This window comes from Acidobacteriota bacterium, assembly GCA_040752915.1.
In the GTDB taxonomy this organism is placed as follows: domain Bacteria; phylum Acidobacteriota; class UBA4820; order UBA4820; family DSQY01; genus JBFLVU01.
On the sequence record JBFMHB010000047.1, the window covers coordinates 1 to 23,231 of the forward strand.

A 23,231-nucleotide genomic window follows, 5' to 3' on the forward strand; every position below is an offset into this window, starting at 1 on the left:
GCGCAAGGGCGGCACGGGCCTGGGTCTGGCCATCGTCCACAAGATCGTGGAGGCCCATGGAGGAACCGTCGAGGCCCGCAACAACGACCCCGGCCCCGGCGCCACCCTCACCGTAAGGCTGCCCCTGATCAAAGACCCGGCGAAGGGGGAGCAAGAAGGGGGAAGAGCGGCAGGGCCGGGAGAATAAGGAATGGCAAAGGGTGGCGGGATTGCTTGGATCCTCTTCGGAGAAAGGCCGCCCCAGGCCATTTCGTTCGCAAAGGACCATCCGGCGCTCGAACCCGCTTTGGGCTTTATCCCTTCCACCTTGGAGGGCTGCCTTTTTCGATTTGAGGCGAGAAGAGGGCCGGAGTCCTTTGGATTGGCTCTCCAGAACCGGGCGTGGTTCTGGATTGGGCATTGGAGCGCGCGTCCACGCCAAGGGTTAGGAGCCTCGGCCGGAGCTTGGCCCCTGGTTTGCGCCCGTTCTCAGGGGACTCGTCGGTTGTCTCAATGAAGAGACGATCCGCCTTGAATTTTCGAGTTCAGAGGGGGAGATATGGCTGACGCAGAGCAACCACTTCGAATCCTGGTGGTGGACGATGATCCGGCCATTCGTCTGGCCACCTCCCGCGTCTTGAGAAAGCGCGGCGGATTCGAGGTCTTGGAGGCGGCTACCGGCGAAGAGTGCCTGGAGGCGGCCCAAGAAGAGCAGCCCGATCTGGTTCTCTTGGACGTGAATCTCCCGGACGGGTCGGGCTTCGAGGTGTGCCGCCGCATCAAAGGGTCTCCCGAGACGGCACACATTCTCGTCGCCCACCTGTCGGCTTCCCACCGGGAGACCATGGAGCGTGTGGCGGGCCTGGAGGGTGGGGCGGACGCGTACCTCGTCCACCCCATCGAGCCGGACGTGCTGGTGGCCACAGTCCGCAGCCTGGCCCGGATTCGAACGGCCGAAGAGGGGCGGCGGAGAGAAGCCGGACGCCTGCGGGCCCTGTGTGAGGCGGCCTTGGACGCCGTGATTCTTTTGGATGACGAGGGCCGCGTGATCCTCTGGAGCCGTTCGGCCGAACGGCTGTTCGGTTACTCCCGGGAGGAGGCGGAGGGAAGAAACGTTCACGACATGCTGGTTCCTCCGGACTCATTGGCGCGGGCGCAGGAGTCCCTGCGAGCCTTTCTGGGGCTGGCCCCGGCGGAGAGAAGAGGCCGCATCCACCAGGTCACCGCCCGCAGAAAAGACGGCAGTGAATTTCCTGCCGAACTGTCGGTGTCCCCCCTGTCGGTGGAAGGCTCCGGCGGAGTCGTGGGCATCGTCCGGGACATTAGCGAACGCAGGGCCGCGGAGGAGTCGGCCCGGCGCGCCCGCGAGGCCGAACTCAGGGAGCGCCACTTGGCCCGCCACGCGGCCTTGGCCAGGGGGGCCGCCAACGAGGCCCGAAATCCCCTCTTCGCTCTTCAAGCCAACCTGACGGCCCTCCTGCGCAGGTTGCCCGACGATGAGGCTCTGAGGCCCTTCGCGGAGAACATGAAGGAGCACGCCTCGCGTCTGGACGGCCTGATGAAGAACCTTGTGGAGCTGGGAAGCCTGCCCCAGGAGGACGAGTGGGCCGAATGCACCCTGCAGGACCTCTTGCAGGCGGCCCGCTCGGATGTGGCAGGTTCCCATCCCGGTTTTTGCGGGGTATGGGAGACAGCCTGGCCCCTCGAACCGGTCCGCCTCCGCGGGGTTCCCACTCGTCTCACGGGCCTCTTCCGGGAACTCCTGACCAATGCCGTGGAGTTCTCTCCTCCGAAGGGTACGGTGGAAGTGGCCATCCGACGCGAGGGCGCCTGGTGGATCGTGACGGTGGCGGACCAGGGACCCGGACTGGCTCCCGCCGCCGCCCACGCGCTCTTTGAGCCGTTTCGGACGACCCGAAGGGGGAGGGCCGGGCTCGGCCTGGCGCTGGCCGCCCACGTGGCCGAATTTCACGGAGGCCGGATCGAGGGAGGGGACGGCCCCCAGGGCGGGGCGATCTTCACGGTTCGTCTGCCGGCCAAAAAGGAGGCGGATGGGGCGTAAGGAGGAGCCGCCCTTTTCCCTCGCATGTGCGGGCTGTACGATACGGGCATCCAGGAGGAATGGGTCATGAGCGAAGTGATGGTTCGGGCCGGCGATCGCCTTTCCGCTCTCACGGAAACCCTGGCGGGGGAAGCGGTGGAACGGCAATACGGGAGACGGCCCGATCTTCTGGCCCGTTGGGGGGAGCAGGGCAAGTCGAGGTGTCGGGAGGACGCCGTTTCCCACCTCAGCTACCTGGCTCAGGCCCTGCGGGTTGAGGAGCCTTCCCTCTTCTCGGATTATCTGGCGTGGGTCAAGGTCCTTTTCCGGTCGCTCCAGATTCCCGATGGCGACCTCATGGAGAACCTCCGAATCCTGAAAGAGCTGGTTCAAGAGAGCCTCTCTTTCGAAGAGGCCCGGGCCGCCGGGGAGATCCTGGATGAAGGAATGCGGGCCTTTCCAGGGTTGTCGGGGGAATCGCCCTGTTTCTTGGAGGGCTCGGACGACTTGGTCGGAACGGCACGACGGTACCTGGACTTCCTCCTGGCCGGCGACCGCCGGGGGGCAGTGAGCCTGATTCTCGAAGCGGCGGAAGGGGGTGTTCCCATCCGGAACCTCTATCTCTCCGTCTTTCAGCCCGTTCAACGGGAAATCGGCCGCCTGTGGCAGACGGGAAAGATCACGGTAGCTCAGGAGCATTTCTGCACGGCGGCCACCCAGTTGGCCATGTCTCAGCTCTACCCGCGCCTGTTCACGGGGGAACGAAAGGGAAGGCGTCTCCTGGCCGCGTGTGTTTCGGGGGAGCTTCACGAGATCGGCCTTCGAATGGTGGCGGACTTTTTTGAAATGGAAGGATGGGATACCTACTTCATGGGGGCGAGCACTCCCGCCGAAGGCCTCATTCGAACCCTGGAGGAGCAAGACATCCACGTTCTCGCGATCTCGGCCACCATTACCCCGCACGTGGATCGGGTGAAAAACCTGGTGGAAAAGGTCCGGGCGCATCCATACGGCCGCAAGGTGCGGATCTTGGTGGGGGGGCATCCCTTCAACGAGGCGCCGGGTCTCTGGAGGAAATTGGGAGCCGACGGATCCGCAACCACCGCCTCAGGCGCCGTTCAGACGGCCCTTTCCCTCCTTTCCTGAGAACGCCATGAACTCGGGGCCTCAGGACGGGTGTGCCGCTTGGATTGGTGACCAGGAGGGCAGGGTTCTAGAGGTCCTCGACGCGGCCCTGTCTCTGGACGGAATCCGCCGCGGACGTTTATGGAACGAGGTCCTGGACCCGGAAAGCCGAACCAAAGGCGAGACCTTTTGGCGAGAGATGACAACGCATGGAGCCGCCTGGGGGTGGGAACTGAACGTCCCCCTTGCCTGCGGCCTTTCTCCCTTGTACTTTGCGGGCTGGAAGGCCGGGGAGGGCTACGTTCTGGTGGCGTCGCTCTCGCGCCGGGGGTTGGCACGCCGGGGCGAATCCCTCCTCGCCGAGGCGCCTCCGGAAGGGTACCTGGTGGCGCTGGCGCTGGCCGGGGAGGCCGTCCGGGAGACGGCGAGAGCGGCAGGCGACTCCTTCATCTATGACGACCTCACGCGCCTCAACAACGAACTCGCGGACCTGCAACGCGAAGTGGCGCGCAAGAACGCCGAACTCCTTCGTCTCAATGAGGAAAAGAACCGCTTCCTTGGAATGGCGGCCCATGACCTTCGAGGGCCCCTCTCCACCATCCTCGCCTACAGCCGATTTCTCCTGGAGGAGGACCCGCCACCTGAGGAGGAGGAGCGGCGCGCCTTTCTGAAAACCATCCAGGGGGTGAGCCGGCTCATGCTGGTCCTGGTCGAGGACCTCCTCGATGTGGCCAAGATCGAGGCCGGACGGCTCGACCTGAATTGCGAGCCCACGGACCTCGCTCTCCTCACGGCTGGATGCTGTGCCCAACAGAACGCCCTGTCCGCGGGAAAGGGAGTCCGCATTGAAGTGGAAGCGGGCCGGGGCTTGCCCCTCCTGGACCTCGATCGGCCCCGCTTCTCCCAGGTCCTGCACAATCTACTGTCCAACGCCGTCAAGTTCTCCCACCCGGGTTCCTTGGTGGTCGTCTCCCTGCAAAGAGAAGGAGATTTCGTGGTCCTGGCCGTGCGGGACCGGGGAGTGGGCATTCCGGTCCAGGACTTGGATCGCCTGTTTCGTCCCTTCGGCCGCACCGGCGCCAAGGCCCCCGGGGGGGAGAAGAGCACGGGGCTGGGTCTGGCCATCGTCCACAAGATCGTGGAGGCCCACGGAGGCGCCGTCGAGGCCCGCAACAACGACCCCGGTCCTGGTGCGACCTTCACCGTGAGGCTGCCGCTGAAAAAAGACTGAGGGAAGGAGGCGCAGGGGAGGATCATGCAAATCGGGCGCGCTTGCCAAGGGCTGGGAGAGCGGGGTAGGCTGAACGAAACCGAACGGGATGTGGGGGCGGACCAGCCGCCATGAAGAATCGAACGGTCGATGCCGACATTTTTAGGGACCTCGTGGAGAGCGCGGAAGACCTGATCGCGCTCTTCGACGCCGACGGCCGCTTCCTGACGGTGAACGCGGCGGGGGTGGCCTTCCTGGGGTGCTCCGATCCGGAGGAGGTGGTGGGGCGGCCCCTTTCCGACTTTCTGCATCCGAAGTACCGGGAAGAGTGGCGGCCGGTGGTGGAGCGCGTCCTTCGCGAGGGACGTGCGGAAAGCCTGGTCTGCGTGAAGACCGCCAAAGGGGATACGCGACTGCTCTCGTGCCTGAGCACGCGCAAGGAAGTGGCCCCGTCCGGTTTCCTGGTCCGAACGACGGCGCGGGACGTGTCCCGGTTCAAGCGGGCCGAAAGCGCCCTGATGGAGGGGGTCCGCAGTTACCGCGCGCTCTTCGACGCCGTGAGCGACGCTCTGTACGTGCAGGACCGGGAGGGGCGCTTTCTCGACGTGAATCGGGGCGCGGTGGCCATGTACGGCTACGCGAGGGAGGAGTTCCTCGGGCGCACGCCCGACTTCCTCTCGGCTCCGGGACGGAACGACCTGGAGGCGCTCAAGCACCGCCTCCGTGCGGCCTTTGCGGGCCAGACGCAGGTCTTCGAGTGGTGGGGGATTCGGAAGAACGGCGAGGTCTTTCCCAAAGAGGTGGTTCTCAACCCCGCGGTGTACTTCGGACAGGAGGCGGTCATCGCGTCGGCCCGCGACGTGACCCTGCGTCACAGGTCGGAAGAGGCCCTTCGCCGCAGCCGGGAGTTCGTGGACCGCCTCCTGGAGACCTCGCCCGTGGGGATCACCGTCGTGGACCGTTCGGGCCAGATCACCTTCGCGAACGCGGCGGCCGAACGCATCCTGGGCCTGAACCGCTCCGCCATCGCATCACGCCGGTACGACGCTCCCGAATGGCAGATCACGGCGCCCGACGGGGGGCCCTTCCCCGCGGAGGAACTGCCCTTCCTGAAGGTCATGCGGACCGGGGAGGCGGTCACCGACGTGCGCCACGCCGTCATCCATCCCGACGGCCGCCGCGCCGTCCTGTCCATCAACGCGGCCCCCCTCAAGGAGCCCTCGCGGGAGGTCGTGGGCATGGTGGCGGCCCTGAGCGACGTCACCCAGGGGGAAGAGATCCTGGCCGAACTGCGCGAGGCCCGCGAACGCCTCGCCAACCTCTTCGAAAACGTCCGCCACGTGTACTTCTCGGTGGAGATGCCCTCCTGGAGAATGTTGCAGATCTCTTCCGCCTTCGAGCGCGTGTTCGGAGTTCCGTGGTACGACGCCTGGGGAAGGCCCGGTCTGTGGATGGAGCGGGTCCAACTCGAAGATCGGGAGGCCGTGAAAGCCTACCGCATAGGTTTGGGGAAGGGGGAATCGGCCGACGCCGTCTACCGGATTCTGCGGGAGGATGGGGAAGTCCGCTGGCTCCACGAGCGGGCCGTGCCGGTGAAGGACGAGAGAGGCCGCATCCTCCGCCTGGACGGCATCGTCGAGGACGTTACCGAGGGAGTCCGCCTGCGGGAGCTGGAGTCGCGCGCCCAGGAGGCGGAGGTGGTGCGCCTCCTTTCCCGGGGCCTCGCCCACGAAGTGCGCAACCCGCTCTTCGCCATCCAGTTGAACCTCAAGCTCGTGGAACGGTACCTGAGAGACGACCCCGAAGGCCGGACGGCCATGGGCCATGTCGCCTCCCACGTGGCGCGACTCAATGACGTCATGCGGGACGTGATCGAATTGGGGCGCCCCTCCCTGAGCGGGCGCGAGCTCTTCGCGCCCGGGGACGCCCTCCTCGCCGCCCTGGAGGCCCTGGAAGGGGAGTTCCCCGAGCCCTGCCGCCGGCTCAGGGTGAGCCTTCCTCCCTGCGAAGGGCGGGCCGCGGGCGAGCCGGCCAAAATCGTCCGGGCCCTCGAGCACCTGCTGCGCAACGCCTTCGAGTCAGGCGGCCCCCCCGAGGCCGTGACGGTCGCGTGCCGGTGCGGCGACCGTTGCGAGATCCGCATCCAGGACGCGGGAGGGGGGATCCCCGAAGCGGTCCAAGCCTCCCTGTTCAACCCCTTCGTCACCACCAAGGTGGGCCACAGGGGGCTCGGTCTGGCTTTGGCCCGCCATTTCGTGGACCTGCACGGAGGATACCTGACGGCCTGTGGACTGGCCGATCGTTCGGGCGCCCTCCTGACCCTGGTCCTCCCCCTCGGAGAGGCCGCATCCGAACGGTCAGGCGCGGACGGAAGCCCGGCGGAACCTGGAAACCGATCCCCCGATACATAGGCTCAAGTGCTCGAAGAAACCCTCGAATCCTCCGCCGAAACGGCGGAACGGGGGCGTGCCCGCCCCCCTCCGGACCCGCGCGGCGGAAACGGTCAATCCCTGCAGACGATGTGGCAGTCGGGGCAGTAGCAGACGCAGTGGAGGGCTCCCCACTCGCACTGGCGGCAGGTTCCGCAGGCGCAACAGAATTCCAAGGGCGGCATGTCCGGATCGGGGGGAAGCACGACGGACACGTTGAAGTCCTGAAGGGAGGTCGAGATCACCCCCAGCGCCCGGGGACCGCTTTCGGTAAGGACCGTGAGGGCCACGCGGTCGTCGCCCTCGGGAAGGGCCTCCCGCGTGCACAGGAGGGGCAGGGGCACGCCGAGGGGGCCGCTCCCGCGGACCCGGGCCGCCGGGAAGGGCGGCTCGATAGGCTCGGTATAAACGGCCAGCAGGGTGTGGCTGGGCTCGGCGTAGATCTCCACGCCGGTGATGGCCCATTCCGGGTGGGTCTGGACGTCCTCGAATTGGGTGATGGCCATCTGCACGCAGTAGAGGCCATCGTCCATCTGCCGGCCCGCCACGGCTACCCCGCCCGGCTTTTCGGGCAGTTTGAGGGGGATCTCGGGAAGAGCCCCCGCAAAGGTCACGCCCGCCGCCGCCCACAACGCCACGCCCAGGCCCCACGCCTTCTTCATGGCCGCCTCCTCGTCGAGATCAAGCTTCTTTTCGCCTCAAGGGGCACCTGCTTTTCGGGAGGGACACTACGCACCTCCCCCTCGGCCTCAATATAGGCTTCTGACCGTCGCCCTTCCAGGGGGCCTCCCGCTCCCGCGGCGCCCCACCCGTGCTAGGATGGCCCCACGGAGGGAAGGCCGCATTCACGGGCGCTTTCCCAGGGGGCGCGGTCCCATGGCGGTCCAGGCGGTCCTTCGAGTGGCGCGACGCGCCGGGTCCCGACGGCTCGGCGGCCTGCTGGCTGCGGGGGGGGCTCTGGCCCTCGCCTCCGTCCTGCTCGCCTACGGACGGCAGCACGCCTCTTCCGTGCTGGACCTCTGGGCCCTCCGCCTGGAGACGGTGGCCGCCGAAGGGGCTTCGGGGGCGGGCAGGGTCCTGGACCGGTGGGAGGCCGACGCCGTTCAGCTGGCCGGTATGCAGCCCCTCGCCCAGGTGCTGGGGGGGCCGGCGAGGGCCACTACACGGCAGATGGAAAGCGCCGGGACGATTCTGGACATGCCCCGCCGCGGGTACGGCTACGAAGGGGCCCTCCTTCTCGACCCCCGCGGGGCCCTGGTTTTCGCGAGCCCGGCGGAACTCGCCACAGAGGACCTGTTGAACGCGGTGCGGCAGGCGTCGGAGGCGGGGCGCCCCCGGGTCCTCTGCCAGGGTCCCTCGGGCAGGTCCCTCATCGCCTGTCCCGCGCCCGTCCGTGAACCCTCCGGAGAGGAGGGGCCCGCGGTCCGCCTCGGCACGGCGGTTCTCCTGGCCGACCCTGCCAGGGCGCTCTTTCCGGCCCTCTGGCGAACGGCGGCCATCGTTCCGCCCGCCCGCGTGGCCCTCGCCGAAGTGACGCCGGAAGCCGTAATCGTCCTCGGCCGCATGGGTCCGGAGGAGCCGTGGGAGACCGAAGGCCCGATCCCGGGAAAGGAGGCCCGCCGGCTTCTCCCGCCCTCGGGCCCCGACATGAGGGGCTGGGGGCAGACGGTGTACGCCGTGGGGAGACCCATCGCGGGCACCCCGTGGTCCTGCGTGGCGTACGTCGGGCGGAGCGAAATCCTGAGAGAGAGTCGGATGCAATGGGCCGCCGGCGCGGCCGCGGCCTTCGCCCTCTATCTGTGCATTCTCTTCGTCCTGTACGCGCTGTCGCATCGCCGGGAGATGGCCCACCTGCGGCGTCTGGCCGAGACCGAGCGCCGCCACGCCACCCTTCTATCCAATCTCCCCGGCATCGCCTACCGGTGCGCCAACGATCCCCAGTGGACGATGGAGTTCGTGAGCGAGGGCTGCCTGGACCTCACGGGTTACTTGGCAAAACAACTCGTCGGGAACGCGGAAGTGGCCTTCGGAGATTTGATCCATCCGGAGGACCGAAATCAGGTATGGGAGGGCATCCAGGAGGCTTTGCGGTCGGACAGGCGCTTCACCTTGGCCTACCGGATCCGGACGCGGGACGGGCGGATCAAATACGTCTGGGAGCAAGGAACCGGACTGCGGGGGCCCTCCGGTCAGGTGGAAGCCCTGGAGGGGTTTATCACGGACGTGAGCCCCAAGGTGGAGGCCGAGGAACGTCTGCGGACCGCCCAAGAGGAGCTCGGAAGGGCGCGCGCCCTGGAAGCCGTCGGCCTTGTCGCCGGCGGCGTGGCCCACGAAGTGCGCAACCCCCTCATGGCCATCGAGGCCCTGGTCGCGGGGTTGGAGAAGAAGACCCGGGGTCTGGCGGACCTGTCCGAATTTCATCAGCACTTGAGCGAACAGGTGCGGCGGTTGAAAGCCCTGATGAACGACCTCCTGCTCCTCGGCAAGCCCCTCCAATCCTCCGAATTCAAGGCGGCCTCCCTCAACGAGATCCTTCGCCAGGCCGTGGAGCAGGCGGTCTTGGGGCGGAGCTGTGGGGCGGGCGCCGTCGAGATCCAGGTGGTCCCCGGAGACCTCAAGATCCACGGAGCCCCGCTTCGCCTCCAGCAGGTATTCGTCAATCTGATTCAAAACGCCCTGCACTTCTCGCCGGACGGTGCCCCGATTCGGGTGAAGGCGGTGTCGGAGGGCGACCAGGTCGTCGTGACCGTGGAGGACCGCGGATCGGGCATCGCCCCCGAGGTCATGCCCCGCCTCTTCGAGCCCTTTTCCAGCGGAAGAAAAGGGGGGACCGGTTTGGGTCTGGCCATCGCGAAGAGGACCGTGGAAGCCCATGGCGGCATTCTCTCCGCGGCCAACAATACTCGAGACCCCGGAGCCACGTTCGTAGTTCGGCTCCCTCTGGACGGGGAACCCGAAAAGGCCACGCCCGAGCCGGTCCGGCCGAAAATTTCCCGGGAAGGCCTCCCATGAGCCGCGGCTGAACCCCGCACCCTCGCGGCCCGGAACACGGGCGCCGCTTCCTGCCCACTGGACCGTCTTGTGGTTCCCCCGAGCGATGGGGGAGAATGGCCATCGCATTGGAGCGTATACGGTGAGCGAGGAGCGGAAGCCTTCGGTCCTGGTCGTGGACGACGACCCTTCCGTCAGGCAGGGCCTGGCGGCCCTCCTGAGGGGGGCGGGCTACGAGGCTTCCGAAGCGGACTCGGGGGAGGCCTGCCTGGAGGCCTGCCTCGAGCGTCCCCACGACCTAGTGGTTCTCGACGTGAAGCTGCCCGGGCTCTCGGGCCGGGAGGTCTGCCGAGCCCTCAAGGCATCCCCGCGCTACGGGAACCCTCTCGTCATGCACATTTCGGCGGTGTTCACCTCCTGGACCCACGCGGCCCAGGCCCTCGAAGAGGACGCCGACGACTACCTCACCCACCCGTTGGAGCCGCGCACCTTCCTGGCCCGGGTCAAGGCCCTGCTGAGGCTCCGGTATGCCGAGGACACCCTCTACGCCGAACTCGGCAAGAGGGCGGAACTCGAGGCCATCGTCAACCGGAGCCCGGTGGTGGCCGTGGTCTGGCGCGCCCAGCCGGGGTGGCCCGTGGCCTACGTTTCGGAGAACATCCGGCAGTTCGGGTACGAGGCGCGCGAGTTCATGGAGGAGGGCCTGCCCTTCCAGGTCCTGGTCCACCCCGAAGACCTCGGGCGGGTGACGGCGGAGCTCGAGGCACTTCGGGCCGCAGACAAGGAGGAGTACTCCCAGCACTACCGGATTCTGACCCGCCAAGGAGAGGTCCGTTTCATCGAGGATCGAACCGTTGTGAGGCGGGACGCCGACGGGGTGGTGCGGTTCCACGAGGGGCTCCTCCAGGACGTGACGGAGCGGCTCCGCCTGGAGGAGGAGCGCCTGGACGCGGAGACCCGCGCCCGGACCCTTCAGACCCTGTGGCGCCTGACCCAGGGGCTGGCCCACGAGATCCGGAACCCCCTCTTCGCCATCCAGGTCAACGTCGCCGCCCTCGAAAAGTCGCTCAGCGAGGGGCTGGAGGAGCAGCGAGCCCTGCGCTTCATCAAGGAGCACGTTTCCCGGTTGGCTTCCCTCATGCGCGACGTGATGGAATTGGGCCACGTCCCCTCACCCGACGAATTCGTGGAAGTGGACCTGGGGCAGGCGATCCGGGAAGCCGTCGGGCAACTGGATTCGGTCCATCCCGGGACCCCTTCCAGGGTGTCCCTTCCCCGGGAATTCCCGTCCGTGAGGGGGATCCCGAACCGGCTGGTGATGGCGTTCTACCACCTGCTCAAGAACGCCGAGGAGGCGCGCCCGGGAGGGGAAATCCGAGTCTCGTTCTCGAAGGAGGCGGAACGGATCCGGGTGCGGGTCGAGGACGAAGGGGAGGGCATCCCGCACCACCTCAAAGCCACGCTCTTCGAGCCCTTCGTGACGAGCAAGACCGGACAGCGGGGGCTCGGCCTCACGCTGGCCCGCCATTACGTCGAACTGCACGGGGGAACCATCGAGGGAGCGGACCGCGATCCCCCGCCGGGGTCGGTCTTCACCGTCACGCTGCCCGTCCATCGGCGGGCCGGGTAAGGAACTCCAGGATCGAAGCCGCCTCACCCCTCGGGCTTGAGCATCCCTTGGAGAACGGCTTTTCGCTCCAGGGCCGCGTTCAGGCGCTCGCAGAGCTTCTCCACCGCGGCGGGCTTCAGGAGATAATCCACGGCACCCCGGTCCATGGCCTCTATGGCCGTGTCCATTTCGGCGTGGCCCGTCAGGAGGATCACGGGAACCACGGGGAAGTCCCTCCGGATGTGCTCCAGCGTCGTCAGGCCGTCCATTCCCGGCATGCGCTGGTCCAACACGACGACGTCGAACTCCCTCTCCGCCATGCGTTTCAGGGCGGCCGCTCCGTCCTCCGCCGTCTCCACTTCGTAGTCCCTGGCCCCCAGCACCTTGGCCATGGACTTGAGAAAGACGGGCTCGTCGTCCACGAGAAGCACCCGGCACTTCGCCATGGCGGGACCCTCCCCCGGCGCCATCATAGGTCCGGGGCCCCGCTTCGTCCAGGGCTCCCGGGCGGGCTCTTCGGGCCCGCGGCGCTGCGGGGAGCCGCCATGGCCCTCTCCAGGCCGTAATCCTCCTCCAGGAAGGCGTTCACGACGCGCTCCACCCACGCTTCGGACTCCATGGCGGCGTCCATCTGGCGCATGAACTGGAGGAGGCGGCCGATCCGGTCCAAGGTGGAGAGGAGGACCTCCCGGGGCTGCTTCTGGTAGTGGGCGTCCACGAGGTCGTTGACGGACCGGACGGTGAAGCCGAGGGCCTTCAAGATCTCGGCGATGGCTCGAACGCGCCGCTCCCGGCGTGGCCGGTCGGCGGCGCCGCCCTTGAACCGGAACGAAATGTAGTTCTCGTTGAGGAAGTCCCCGCAGTAGGCGTCCACGGCGCTGAAGTGGTACCCCACCCGGGCCGCCAGGTTGAGGTACCGGTCGGAGACGAGGACGTAGCAAGGTTCGCGAAGGGATGCATCCCCATCCGGCGCGGTGACGCCGTGGCGGAGGACCACTTGAAAGAAGCCCCTGGCCGAGAGGGCGCGCGGCCCGCCCCGAGGGATCCCGCGGTGGAGCATCCCGTCGAGCAGGGACGCGAAGAGAGGGGAGGCCACGTCGGAGCGGCGGACACGGCGGGCGCCTTTGGGTGAAGTGAGGCCCCCCCCGAGGTCGATGACGTACAGGTCCACGGGAAGGAAAACGTCCAGGAGCGGCGCCTGACGGCTTGCGTCCCCCACGAGGCGGTTGATCCCGAACATCTCCTCGAAGAGCTTCTCGTGGCAGTACCGGGCGACGTCGTGGACGGTGGAGCAGGCCAGGGGGGTGAAGCCCGGCGACCGTGGATCGGTCAGGGAGAGGGGGACGATGTAGCTCGAGACCTCCGACAGCAGCCGGAAGCCCGCGCCTCCGGGACGCGACGCGCGGTCGGGCCTCTCCGTCAGCACCTCCTCCACCCGCCCGGCATAGATGGCTCTCGCGCCGGCGTCCACCGTGACCACGTCGCCTTCGGCGAGCCTGTCCAGAGCATGGGGGACGCCCAGGAGGGTGGGAACCCCGATTTCCCTCGCGAGGGAGGCCATGTGGCCCGCCACGCTGCCCACCTCCGTGACCACCGCCGAAGCCCGGCGCAGGGCCCGGACGTAGGAAGGCGAGGAATGGGCGGAGACCAGCACGGCTCCTTGCGGAAAGGAGACGAGGTCCGTCTCGGGGGTCACGCGGGCCACCGGCCCCGAGCCCGCCCCGGGTACGGCCGTCTCCCCGCCCTCCAAGATCGGCCGCGTCCCCTCCGGCGGAGGGCGGGTGGGGCGAACGGGTTGGGGGAAGACCAGTGGACGGGCCTGGAGGATCCAGAGCCCGCCTTCCCGGTCCCGTGCCCATTCCACATCCTGGGGCGTGCCGAAGTGATCCTCCATGCGGACGACCCAGGTCGCCAGCGTGGCGGCTTCGCGGTCCGACAAGAGGGGGGGCGAATTGGCGGCCCTGGCTCCGGGGACGAGACGGCGGTCGACGACGCCCGAGGTTCGATGGACGGTGCACTCCTCGGGAACGGCCCGTCCCTCGACCAGTGCGACCCCGAGGCCTCGCACGGCGTGGAGGGCCACGTCGGTCGATGCCGGATCAAGGGGATCCCGGGAATAGGCCACTCCCGCGCAATCCGCCTCGACCATGGCCATGACCCCCACCGCCACGTCGAGGTCCCTCTCCTCGACGCCGAAGGCGCGGCGGTAGGAGATCCCACGCGGCTCGTACAGGCTGGCGACCACTCGCCGGTAGGCGTCGAGCAGGTCGGGAGGGGCCACGTCCAGGAGGGTGTCGAATTGTCCGGCGAAGGAGAGTTCCGAGTCTTCCATCAGGGCGCTGGACCGCACGGCGACCCGAAAGGAAGGGGCGACGGTCCGAAGGAGGTCGGAATGGGCCTCGAGGATGGCCTTCTCGACCGCGCGGGGGATGTCCGCCGCCATGAGTTGGGCCCTCAGGCCGCGCGCCGCCAGATCCATCTCCTCGTCCCCGCCCGCCGCTCCCGATTGGAGGAAGAGGTCCGCGCCCACCGCCGATTCCACCACCGCGCGGTAGGCCCGGGTCGTCACGACGAACCCTTCGGGCACGGGCAGGCCCAGAACGTTCTTGACTTCGCCCAGGTTGGCCATCTTGTGGCCCACCCAGGGCGCGAGGCTCCGATGGAGGCGACCAAGGGGCAGGACCCACTCCCTGGCTTCCGGGGGCTCCGCGGCGCTTCCGAAGCAGGCGTCCAGGCGCCGCTCGATTCGCTTGAGGGCAAGCCGGAGCGAAGGGTACCGGTCGTCGGAAAGACCGTTCAAGGCGTTGACCATTCTCTGGGCGGCCGTGAGGGAGGCCACGGCCTTCGCCTTCAACGATGTCGGTCCGGTCATCCTGCGCTCTTGAAGGCGCGTCTCCAGGTCGGCGATGAGGGCGAGGATTTCGTTGTTGGCGGAAAGCGCGTCGCGAAACTGGAGGTATCGGAGGCGCAGGGATTCCAGCCGGGACTCGAAGGAGGGGACCTTCTCGAGGAGGCCGATGATCTCCAGAAATTCCACAAAAAGGGAGACCGCTCGCCGGACCCCATGTCGGTGCGGCCGGTGGGACTTGGGGTTGGGCGAGCTCGCTTTCATGGCGGCGGTTCCGAGGGCGGGCCGCTCCTGGCTTCCTCGATGGTCCTCACGATTTCCTCGAGGGTGCAGGGTTTCGTGAGGTAGGCGAAGGCGCCGAGTCGCAGGCCCTCCTGTTCCGTGGACTTGAGGAGGTGGCCCGTCAGGATCACCACGGGGACCTCGGGGGCGAGGCGCTTGATTTCCCTCAGCGTGTCGATTCCCTGCAAGCCCGGCATCTTGAGGTCGAGGAGGACGACGTCCACGCCTCCCCTCAAGACCACGCGCAGGGCCTGGGCCCCGTCGGGGGCCGTCTCCACCTCGTATCCCCTCCGGGCGAGGATCTTCCGCATGGTCTCGGTGAAATCCCGCTCGTCGTCCGCCAGGAGGATCTTCGGGGCCATGGGAGGTCTCCTCGCACAGGATAGGACCGGTGGGCCGGTCCCGTCATCAGCGGCCTTCCGAGGGGGGGGAGAGGGGGATGGTCAGCGTGAAGGTCGTCCCCTCGCCCACGCGGCTCTCCACCTCGAGGTCACCTCCCATCTGGTGGGCCAGCCCGTAGCAAACGGCCAGGCCGAGCCCCGTGCCCTTTCCCACGGGTTTGGTCGTGAAAAAAGGCTCGAAGATGCGCGGGAGGTTCTCCGGAGGGATGCCGCACCCCGTGTCACGGAGGGTCACCTTCAGAACCCGCCCCCGGATCCGGCTTGAAAGGAAGATGGTTCCGCCACGGCCCTCCATGGAGTCCACGGCGTTGTTGAGCAGGTTCACGAGGATCTGCTGGATTTTCGAGGGGGAGGTGAGCAATGGAGGGGCTTCCTGAAGATCCGTCACGAAGGCGATGTTCTCGGCCCTCGCGCGGTGCTGGATCATCTCGATCATGTCCTGGAGGAGCGCGTTCACGTCCGTGGAGACCTGCTCGGTCTCCACCTTGCGCGAAAACTTGAGGAGGTCGTGGGTGATGCGGCGGCACCGCTCCACTTGATCGCCGATCTTCCGGGCCGAGTCGATGACCTCGGGGACATCCTCGGCGCGCACTCCGCCCGGCGTCACGAGGTCCAGGATCCACGTCTTGAGGGTCTCGATGATCCCGAGAGGGTTGTTGATTTCGTGGGCGACTCCCGCGGCCATCTCGCCGATGGCCGCGAGCCTGGAGGTGGCAAGCAGCTGGCGATTGAGGGCCTCCTTCTCCTCGTCGGCTCGCTTGACGTATCGGACCAGATTGCGGGAGATGACCAGGGCCGCCGTCGACACCCCGAGGAGTCCGGCGAGGGTGACGGCGACCCAGATCCAGAAGGCCCGGTAGAGAGGGCCGAAGGCCTCGGACTTCTCCTGACGAAAGACGAGGAGCCACCGGTCCTGCGCCATCCACACGTCGGAGTACAGGACGGTCCGGTCGCGCTCCTTCACCTCCCGGGAGAGGATCCCCGCGTGGGGCCGCAGGGCGGGGTAATTGGAAGGCTGGAGCAGACCTCCTCCGAACTGGGTCTTGGTCTGGTGGAGCCCGTTCCGGTCCAGGAGGAAGGCTTCCCCCGTCCGGCCCACCCGGACGCGCTCCACGATCTCGCTGAAGTAGTCCGTGGAGAGGCTGGCGCGGAGAATGTAGTACCGGTCTCCGGTCTGTCGCTTCACGGCGATGATGAAGTGCGGCACGGCGCGGTACCCCATGAAGAGGTCGCTCACGTACACGTCCTGCTGTGCGAGGACCTTGAACCAGTCCGCGTCCCGGTAGTTGCGGCCCTGGAGGTTGTACGGGCCGACGTACAAGAGGTGGCGCCCCGTGTCGTCGATGATGCCGATGTCGGTGTAAATCCCGGACCCCTGCTGGATCACCCGGAAGACCCTTTCCAGCTCGCCGTGGAGGAGCTGGTCGAGGGTGTACCGGTTGGCCACCGCCTGGAGCTCGGCGCGGCGGTTCTGGAGAAAGGACTCGATGAAATCCCTGTGGTTGGAGACGAGCCTCTCCTGCTGGTCCAGGACCATGGATTCGGCGTATCGCTGAAACTGCAGGTATCCCGCCCCGCCCACGAGAAAGAGGGGGATGAGGCAGGTCAGGAGCATGGCGCGGAGCAACCGCCGATGAAGCCTCGCGTAATTGTTCGGGGCCTCGCCCACGGCCTCACCCCTCCTTCGAAGCGACTCCATCCTCGCCTCGGGGAAGCAAGGCGAGGAGCCTCCGTCCGCTCTTCTTGCCCGCCGCCTGCACCGGCCAGGCCGGCTCGCGGGGGTTCCTGGGGACAATCTCGGCCCACCGGGTGGGGATGGCCAGTGCGTGAACCACGGCCGCCGCGCCCAGGAGCGCGAGGGCCCATCCGGTGATCTGCAGGTGGTCCCACAGGAGGAGAGCCAGACCGAGAATGACCGCGCCGGCGATCGCCTCGCCCCATCTCCAGGCGTACCGGCGGCGGACGCCGGCGATTTCGGAGAGGCGGCGAGCTTCCAGAATCTCCTCCCAATCGCCCAGCTCTCCGGCCTCGGGGACCGTTCGGTCCTGGAACCTCCACCGGAAGAGCCTCCGGTCGGTGAGGTACAGGCTCTCGGCGCGGAGAGCGGTTTCCTTGAGTGCCGAAAGGGGCAGGTTCAGGTGGCCATGGACCCAGTGGTGCTCCCCTGTCCACCCTTCGCCCGGCTCGAGGTGCGGGGCGATCAGCGCCTTCCCCAGCTCCGCCAGGGCCTCCTGGCGGAGCCGGGGGTACTTCTTGGCCGGGACGTCCCCCGTCCGGAGACCGCGGTCCAGGGCCTCGAGGCGGCGCCTCCAACCCTGGACGGCCGGGTCTCCCGCGGGGAGGTCAATCCTCATACGGGTATTCGCCCGGCGACACGCCCCGGGCATGGAGGCCGGGGATGAGGGTCACGACGCAGGCGACCACGAGGAGGAAGACGACGACGAAGGCGAACCATGGATCGGGCTCGAGAAAGAGCGAATCCACCGCGAAGTAGATCAGGATGCCATAGAGGAGCAGGTTTCCCAGAATCTGTCCGAGTTTCATCATGGCTCGCCCCTCACACGTGGTCTTTCATGTAGGCCAGGAAGAACAGCGCGGCCAGTCCCATCGACACGATCAGCAGGAGAAGCGCGTACCCCCACATGTTCGACAGCAGTTTCTTCACGGCATCCTCCTTACACCGCGTCCTGGACCAGGAGGGGAACCACCCAGTCCGGCACCCACTGGCCGCGCCGCGCCCTCCACGCGAAGAGGACCAGCGAAATGATGAACAGGCAGAGGAAGATCATCTGCCCCAGGGTCACGATCACCGACAGGGCCTGGAGGACCCGCATCTGTCCGCCCAGGAGCACGTTTGCAAGGGGTAGTCCCGCGCCGAGGGTCGCCAGGGCGAGGGAGAAGGAGAGCATGTACCGGATGGCCGGTCCCCGCACGAAGGCCGTGGCGATGGAGCCGAACTGCGCTCCGAACATGGCGCCCACGATCATGAACATGACGGCGAGGAAGTCCACGTTGCCTTCGATGGAATGGCGGAGACAGCCGTACGCGCCCGAGAAGACGATTTCCACCAAGTCGGTCCCGACGGCGATGTGCGTGGAACATCCCACGATGTACACGAGGGCGGGGACACGGATGAACCCTCCGCCCACTCCCAGGAATCCGGCCAGGATGCCCGTCACGACGCCCACGAGGACGATCACCCACATGGACACCACGACCCGGGCCGTCCGGCACCGGACGATGGGGGCGAGAGGAAAGCGCTGGAAGAGCCGGGGCAGGCCGGACGTGGTGACCTCCCGAGCCAGGGCCTTTCCCTCCTCGGCCATCTGGGCCAGGCGACGGTGGGACTTGACGGTCTCGTAAAGGGTGTAGACGAAGAGCGTGAACATGAGGCACACGGAGGCGGAAAGAAGCGCCACCGAGGAGAGGCCGAGGTGCTTGAAGTACCCGAGAAGGCGGATCCCCTCTTCCACGCCGAACATGGTCCCCGCCACCATGGACAGGGCGAGCACCCAGTCGATGTTGCCGAGCTGGCGGTGCCGCACGGTGGACACGATGCCCTTTCCGGCGATGTGCGTCATGTCGATGCCCGAGGCCATGTATCCAGGAAATCCGAACACGATGAGGGCCGGCGTGACCATGTACCCGCCGCCCACGCCGATGAAGCCCCCCACGATCCCCACCGTGAAGCCCGTGAAGACGAGGAGGAACCAGGGCGCCTGAATGCCCGCGATGAGAAAGTCAAACATGGCGTCTCCTCCCCTCTCAGTGACCCACGGAGTGGTCGATCTTCTTGAACTTCAGGCCCAGCATGTCGGTGAATCCCTCGGCCAGGTATCCGAGGCACACGCCGATGAGGCCCACCATGACGATGTTCCAGAGGCCCGAAAGGGGATTGGTCTTGATGTTCTTGTGCGTGAAGGTGTCCTTGTACTTGAACCCTTTGGCCTGCTTGAGTTCCCAGGGGATCTTCACGGTGAGCGTCCCGCCCTCCAGGGAGGCGCGTCGGCCTTCCGCGAGCGTCTCCAGGGAAATCACGCCCGTGGCGTGCTCCGGAAGGACATCCCCCTTCTTGACGGCGCGGGCCTGCAAGCCCTCGAGGGTCGAAAAGTCTCCCACGGTCAAGGCGGCGGGCTTTTCCGGCGTGGCGTCCATGAACGCCCTCGCGTTGACCGCGTATCCGTCGGCCTTGGCCTGGTAGTAATACCAATGCACCATCCGTCCGGAGGTATAGAAATGGACGGCGTACCAGAAGGCCCCCGCTGAGGCCGCCGCCCAGAACAGGAACTTGATGATGGAGCGGGTCCGTTCGCTTTGGGTCATCTCTCCCCCCTTTCTCAGACTCACCAGAGATCAGCCTAAAGGTGGGGAGAGAGGCAGGCCAGGGCTGTCCGTGTGGCCGGCCGTGATGTGGGTTATATAACCATTCTATCGGGGGCTGTACATGTCACAATAAGACAACATTTGCTTGGTCAGGAGGCTGCCCTCCTGCCCGAAGGGGTGGGCGAGTATCATGAATATGCGTGATTTTGGATCGTTCCCACTGCGAAAGTCTCCCGGCCTGCCGGCGGCCAGGGGGGCGAAGGGGCGTTCCGGTGCAAAGAGCGGCACGGTGGGAGCGTATCGTGATGATACGTAGTGAGGGTGCCCCTCCATTCGCTTGGAAACGGCTGGGAATGTTGGAGTATCTCGCGTTTTTCCCGGAAGGGATCCTCTCCGGGGGAAAGGGGCGATTCCCCGAAAAAAAGGCGAGTCCGGGGGGCCGGAAAACGGTTCAGCGCGCCGTGGAAGACCGGAAGGAGAGGCCGCCCCCTAGGGCGGAGAGGAGGGTCCCCACGCCCAGGAGAAGGAGCAGCTCCTGGGGCGAGAGAAAGCGTTGGGAGAGCCACTGGAGGAACAGCGCGCCCGAACCCGCGAACCGGGCCACGAGCAGGTGGGTGGCCAGGAGCCCGGTGAGAGCCAGGACGCCCGACAGGGCCCCGAGGAGGAAGCCTCCCGCCACGAAAGGCCCGCGGATGCTCCACTCGGTAGCCCCGACGAATCGAAGGATGGCGATCTCCTCCCTCCGTGAAAGGGCCAGAATCCTCGTCACGGCCGCCACGGTGAACACCGCCGCCACCGAGAGCGCCACGAAAAGCAGACCGCCCAGCAGGGCCACGAACCGGGTGTAGGTCCTCAGTTTCTCCACCCAGTCCCAGTCGAAGAGGACCTGTTCCACGCCCTCCTCCTTTTCGGCCGAGGCCACCAGGCGCTTCACCGCGTCGAGGTCCACGGGGCCTTTCAGGGAGAGGGAGAGAGAATCGGGCAACGGGTTCTCCCTAAGGGTCCTGGCCGCGGCGCCGAAGGCCGGGGAGAGCCCCGCCAGGCGCTGGAGGGCCTCCTCCGGGGAGACCCTCCGGACGGAGGCCACCAGGGGATGAACGCCCAAGCTCTTCTCGAGGGCCTCTCGCCGCGCCGGCTCGATCCCGTCCACGAGAAAGACGCGCACCTCGAGGTTCCGCTCCCAGGAGGCGAGGAGGGCGTTCACGTTGCCCGTGAGGTACAGGGAGAAGCCCAGCACGTACAGGGAGAGGGCCACGATGAAGAGGGCGAAGCCGTGCAGCGTCTTGTGGCGCATCAGCGCCACCGCGCCCTCGTTCAGGAAGTACCCGAGCATCCGCAACAGGCCCATGGCCTTCACAGGGTAGCAGAGCCGCCGCCGGGGGCGAAGCGGCGAGGCGAAAGGGAAAGGCCGGGGCACCTCCTCCCCGGGGCGGCCTCCTCATGGACGATTCGGTCCCGGTTTCCCTTTTTCACTCCCCGTCGTCGAGGAGGCGGCCCTTTTCCAGGAGCAGGACGCGTCCGCCGAATTCGGCGATGAGCTGGCGGTCGTGGGTGGCCACGAGGACCGTCGTGCCCGCGGCGTTGACCTCCCGGAAAAGGTTGAGGATCTCCCGGGCGAGCTCCGGATCGAGGTTGCCCGTGGGCTCGTCGGCGAGGAGGATGGCGGGACGGTTGATCAGGGCGCGGGCGATGGCGACGCGCTGCTGCTCCCCTCCCGAAAGCTGCTCGGGGTAGGCGGTCATGCGGTTTTGGAGTCCCACCCATCGGAGGGCCTCGAAGGCCCGGCGCTTGCGTTCCCTGGAGGGCACGCCTTGGAGGGTCAGGAGAAGGGAGACGTTCTCGTACACGGTGCGCGTGGGAATCAGCCGGAAATCCTGGAAGACCACTCCCAGGCGGCGTCGGAAGAAGGGCATCTGGCGGCGCGTGAGCCCCGCGAGGTTCCGGCCGTTCACCACGATCTGCCCGGCGGTGGGGCCGTCCTCCCGGATGATGAGTTTGAGCAAGGTGCTCTTCCCCGCCCCCGAGGAGCCCGTCACGAAGCAGAACTCGCGCGGGTGGATCGTGAAGCTCACGTCCGAGAGGGCCTGAACCTCTCCCCGGTAGTTCATGTCCACGTGGTAGAAGCGGATCACGGCGCTCCGTCCTCCCAAGGTGCGGCCTGAAGGCCACCCTCGCCGTCCGGTCTTCCCGCCGGCCCGGTAGCCGATGCAAGTATACCTCGGGCGGGAAGGTCATCCGGTAAAGCGCCCGCTGTGACAGGCCTAGACCCTCCACGCCCTTGACAAAGGACCGGGGGGGGTAGGCTTTCCCCAGACCGACCATCGGTGTGGACGATACGTTGAGGGAGGGGGAGAATGGGACGGCGCATCTTCGCACGGGTCATGGCCGGACTACTCACGTCGAGCGCGTTGTGGACGGTCAACGCTTTTGCTCAAGTCGAGCGCCCCTGGGTCTGGATTCAGGCCAAGCCTTCCATTCCCAAGGACATGCTCTGCCAGCCCGGGGACTACGAGGTGTTTGCGTTCCGGGTAGGCTGTTACGACGTCGGCAAGGGCAGGTGGAAAGACTGCGAGACCCTCTTCATGGAGTACTACTCGTTGAGCGGGGTCCCTGCGGAGGAGCGGCCTTTGTGGATGGGGGGCCATGAACACAGCCGTTCAACCGGGGACGTGTTTCGCACCCTCGGGTTCCTCGCTTCGGCGGTGGATGAGAGCGGGGGCAGCGATCCAACTCTATTTTATGGCCACACGCTAACCAGGGGTGGAACGCCTACAAGGGCATGCCCGAAGCGAGCGGCGTCGTCCGAGTCATGGGTCGATACGCTTGTGAGGATACGCGATTCCGGTTTCTTGCCGATGAGGTTTGGCATCTCGATCCGTCGGATCCATCGGGAAGGACGGTCTACACCGAGATCGCCTTCATGGTGGGCGTCTATGGGCTTGAAGTCCTCCCCGACAGCGAGGACTATATGAAGAACTCCAACCACGCTGGCCACAGCGCCCCCGTCTTTTGTGGCACTCCGGAAATGAATCGAAAGCTGGCGAATCTGGCGCGGGAATTCAGGGAGAGCTACCCTCAGGGAGGCACGGTCTCCTTCAATGACCTCAGCCTTCGGTATGGGGGTCTGTATGATGTTGATCAACATTGGGACTGCGACCACGTTCTGCACCGAGAAGGCAAATCGGCCGACGTAAACCGAACGGTTTCTAAAGAAAACTTAGAAAAGGTAGCCAGGAATTTGGGTTTCACGGAATGTCACCCGGGCAGCACACTCATCCATCTTGAATTGGGGCCCTGCCAGAAGAAGAGGAGTGCGTGACATGCGAAAGCAGATTCCCATTCTGTTGGCTGCGCTGGCCTTTTGTCTGGTTTTGGCCGGGATTCTCTCCTTCGCCCAGGCGCCCCCCAAACCGATCTTCGAGAACGTGCGGGTGCATGCCTCATGCGAAGAGGACGTCCAGCACGGCGGCTATCGCTATACCTACGCGGTGACCAACCCGGCGGAGAACACCATCAGCTTGTGGGATATCAACCTTCCGCTTGGAGTGGAGGTCTGGGAGGTTGCGGCCCTTTTCGGTCCGCTCCATTGGTCGAAAGACACGTGGGGGAGGGAGTTCTCTCCCAATCCAGAGGATGGCCTGCTTCCTCCCAGCGTGTCTTGGAATGCCTCGGACGATCCGTTCTTGCTCCTTCCGGGAGGAACGGTTGCTCCTCTAGGGTATAGCGTTCCCGTGCCTCCCACGGTACGCGAAGCATGGATTTACGCCTGGTTGGAGCCCTGGTTCATTGCCTACCGGCAGGCTGCGGGCGAGGACTACGACGACCCGGCCGGCCTGAAACGCGAGTACATTCGCAAGATCCCCACACTGGCGCCCCTGCCCGTTCCCCCCGGGACCTTCGAACACTGGGACGTGTTTCTGTCGGACGTTGCGAAGGCGGGGGAATTGGGGTGGGTGTCGGATGCCGGGCTCCTTGCGGGGATCCGGGAAAACC

Annotated in this window: 20 protein-coding genes; 9 read left to right on the top strand and 11 right to left on the bottom strand. The window is 66.6% G+C overall.

Annotated elements, in window-relative coordinates:
- The 5 genes from AB1824_09490 to AB1824_09510 form a co-directional block, all read left to right on the top strand.
- Positions 1-187, top strand: a 187-nt coding sequence (locus tag AB1824_09490) for an ATP-binding protein (protein MEW5765195.1), incomplete at its 5' end; no start/stop codon positions are given.
- Between the two features lie 351 nt (positions 188-538).
- Positions 539-2,041: a PAS domain S-box protein gene (locus AB1824_09495; protein MEW5765196.1), complete on the top strand. Its 1,503-nt coding sequence runs from the start codon at positions 539-541 to the stop codon at positions 2,039-2,041.
- Between the two features lie 66 nt (positions 2,042-2,107).
- Positions 2,108-3,166, top strand: coding sequence for a cobalamin-dependent protein (locus AB1824_09500; GenBank protein MEW5765197.1), 1,059 nt, complete (start codon positions 2,108-2,110; stop codon positions 3,164-3,166).
- 178 nt (positions 3,167-3,344) lie between these two features.
- Positions 3,345-4,376: a HAMP domain-containing sensor histidine kinase gene (locus tag AB1824_09505; protein ID MEW5765198.1), complete on the top strand. Its 1,032-nt coding sequence runs from the start codon at positions 3,345-3,347 to the stop codon at positions 4,374-4,376.
- Positions 4,377-4,486: 110 nt separating this feature from the next.
- Positions 4,487-6,766: a PAS domain S-box protein gene (locus AB1824_09510; GenBank protein ID MEW5765199.1), complete on the top strand. Its 2,280-nt coding sequence runs from the start codon at positions 4,487-4,489 to the stop codon at positions 6,764-6,766.
- 92 nt (positions 6,767-6,858) lie between these two features.
- On the opposite strand, the gene AB1824_09515 is transcribed toward AB1824_09510, so the two are convergent.
- The gene (locus tag AB1824_09515; protein MEW5765200.1) at positions 6,859-7,446 is read right to left on the bottom strand and encodes a hypothetical protein; all 588 of its coding nucleotides are present in this window, start codon (positions 7,444-7,446) and stop codon (positions 6,859-6,861) included.
- A 214-nt stretch (positions 7,447-7,660) separates the two neighbouring features.
- On the opposite strand from AB1824_09515, the gene AB1824_09520 reads away from it, so the two are divergent.
- Entirely contained in the window at positions 7,661-9,796 is a 2,136-nt protein-coding gene (locus tag AB1824_09520) for a PAS domain-containing sensor histidine kinase (GenBank protein ID MEW5765201.1), read from the top strand.
- A 121-nt stretch (positions 9,797-9,917) separates the two neighbouring features.
- Positions 9,918-11,405 carry an ATP-binding protein gene (locus tag AB1824_09525; GenBank protein MEW5765202.1) on the top strand — a complete coding sequence of 496 codons (1,488 nt, stop codon included), beginning with the start codon at positions 9,918-9,920 and terminating at the stop codon, positions 11,403-11,405.
- Between the two features lie 23 nt (positions 11,406-11,428).
- Here AB1824_09525 and AB1824_09530 read toward each other — a convergent pair whose 3' ends face one another.
- The 10 genes from AB1824_09530 to ftsE all read right to left on the bottom strand — a co-directional run bounded on the left by AB1824_09530 (position 11,429) and on the right by ftsE (position 21,370).
- Positions 11,429-11,830, bottom strand: coding sequence for a response regulator (locus AB1824_09530; protein MEW5765203.1), 402 nt, complete (start codon positions 11,828-11,830; stop codon positions 11,429-11,431).
- 23 nt (positions 11,831-11,853) lie between these two features.
- Positions 11,854-14,496 (bottom strand): PEP/pyruvate-binding domain-containing protein, encoded by a 2,643-nt coding sequence (locus AB1824_09535; protein ID MEW5765204.1) that lies wholly within the window; start codon positions 14,494-14,496, stop codon positions 11,854-11,856.
- Positions 14,493-14,876, bottom strand: a complete 384-nt coding sequence (locus AB1824_09540; protein MEW5765205.1) for a response regulator — start codon at positions 14,874-14,876, stop codon at positions 14,493-14,495. Before AB1824_09540 ends, AB1824_09535 begins: the two co-directional genes overlap by 4 nt.
- Before the next feature lie 46 nt (positions 14,877-14,922).
- Complete coding sequence (locus AB1824_09545; GenBank protein ID MEW5765206.1) at positions 14,923-16,584, bottom strand: sensor histidine kinase; 1,662 nt, start codon at positions 16,582-16,584, stop codon at positions 14,923-14,925.
- A 4-nt stretch (positions 16,585-16,588) separates the two neighbouring features.
- Positions 16,589-17,269 (bottom strand): hypothetical protein, encoded by a 681-nt coding sequence (locus tag AB1824_09550; GenBank protein ID MEW5765207.1) that lies wholly within the window; start codon positions 17,267-17,269, stop codon positions 16,589-16,591.
- A complete protein-coding gene (locus AB1824_09555; GenBank protein ID MEW5765208.1) occupies positions 17,259-17,462 on the bottom strand; it encodes a hypothetical protein in 204 nt (67 codons plus the stop codon). The genes AB1824_09550 and AB1824_09555 overlap by 11 nt, the downstream gene beginning before the upstream one ends.
- Positions 17,463-17,590: 128 nt before the next feature.
- Positions 17,591-18,664, bottom strand: coding sequence for a sulfite exporter TauE/SafE family protein (locus AB1824_09560; protein ID MEW5765209.1), 1,074 nt, complete (start codon positions 18,662-18,664; stop codon positions 17,591-17,593).
- A 16-nt stretch (positions 18,665-18,680) separates the two neighbouring features.
- Complete coding sequence (locus tag AB1824_09565; protein ID MEW5765210.1) at positions 18,681-19,238, bottom strand: hypothetical protein; 558 nt, start codon at positions 19,236-19,238, stop codon at positions 18,681-18,683.
- Positions 19,239-19,689: 451 nt separating this feature from the next.
- On the bottom strand, positions 19,690-20,586 hold the full coding sequence (locus tag AB1824_09570; protein ID MEW5765211.1) for a permease-like cell division protein FtsX: 897 nt from the start codon (positions 20,584-20,586) through the stop codon (positions 19,690-19,692).
- Positions 20,587-20,707: 121 nt separating this feature from the next.
- Positions 20,708-21,370 (bottom strand): cell division ATP-binding protein FtsE, encoded by a 663-nt coding sequence (gene ftsE, locus AB1824_09575; protein ID MEW5765212.1) that lies wholly within the window; start codon positions 21,368-21,370, stop codon positions 20,708-20,710.
- 647 nt (positions 21,371-22,017) lie between these two features.
- On the opposite strand from ftsE, the gene AB1824_09580 reads away from it, so the two are divergent.
- Complete coding sequence (locus AB1824_09580) at positions 22,018-22,557, top strand: hypothetical protein (GenBank protein ID MEW5765213.1); 540 nt, start codon at positions 22,018-22,020, stop codon at positions 22,555-22,557.
- A gap of 1 nt (position 22,558) precedes the next feature.
- The coding region (locus tag AB1824_09585) for a hypothetical protein (protein MEW5765214.1) at positions 22,559-23,231 on the top strand (673 nt) is incomplete at its 3' end.

Coding starts and splice junctions, on each gene's coding strand:
- AB1824_09495 (MEW5765196.1), top strand. CDS start 539: ATGGCTGACGCAGAGCAACCACTTCGAATCCTGGTGGTGGACGATGAT.
- AB1824_09500 (MEW5765197.1), top strand. CDS start 2,108: ATGAGCGAAGTGATGGTTCGGGCCGGCGATCGCCTTTCCGCTCTCACG.
- AB1824_09505 (MEW5765198.1), top strand. CDS start 3,345: ATGACAACGCATGGAGCCGCCTGGGGGTGGGAACTGAACGTCCCCCTT.
- AB1824_09510 (MEW5765199.1), top strand. CDS start 4,487: ATGAAGAATCGAACGGTCGATGCCGACATTTTTAGGGACCTCGTGGAG.
- AB1824_09515 (MEW5765200.1), bottom strand. CDS start 7,446: ATGAAGAAGGCGTGGGGCCTGGGCGTGGCGTTGTGGGCGGCGGCGGGC.
- AB1824_09520 (MEW5765201.1), top strand. CDS start 7,661: ATGGCGGTCCAGGCGGTCCTTCGAGTGGCGCGACGCGCCGGGTCCCGA.
- AB1824_09530 (MEW5765203.1), bottom strand. CDS start 11,830: ATGGCGAAGTGCCGGGTGCTTCTCGTGGACGACGAGCCCGTCTTTCTC.
- AB1824_09535 (MEW5765204.1), bottom strand. CDS start 14,496: ATGAAAGCGAGCTCGCCCAACCCCAAGTCCCACCGGCCGCACCGACAT.
- AB1824_09540 (MEW5765205.1), bottom strand. CDS start 14,876: ATGGCCCCGAAGATCCTCCTGGCGGACGACGAGCGGGATTTCACCGAG.
- AB1824_09550 (MEW5765207.1), bottom strand. CDS start 17,269: ATGAGGATTGACCTCCCCGCGGGAGACCCGGCCGTCCAGGGTTGGAGG.
- AB1824_09555 (MEW5765208.1), bottom strand. CDS start 17,462: ATGATGAAACTCGGACAGATTCTGGGAAACCTGCTCCTCTATGGCATC.
- AB1824_09560 (MEW5765209.1), bottom strand. CDS start 18,664: ATGTTTGACTTTCTCATCGCGGGCATTCAGGCGCCCTGGTTCCTCCTC.
- AB1824_09565 (MEW5765210.1), bottom strand. CDS start 19,238: ATGACCCAAAGCGAACGGACCCGCTCCATCATCAAGTTCCTGTTCTGG.
- AB1824_09570 (MEW5765211.1), bottom strand. CDS start 20,586: ATGGGCCTGTTGCGGATGCTCGGGTACTTCCTGAACGAGGGCGCGGTG.
- AB1824_09580 (MEW5765213.1), top strand. CDS start 22,018: ATGCCCGAAGCGAGCGGCGTCGTCCGAGTCATGGGTCGATACGCTTGT.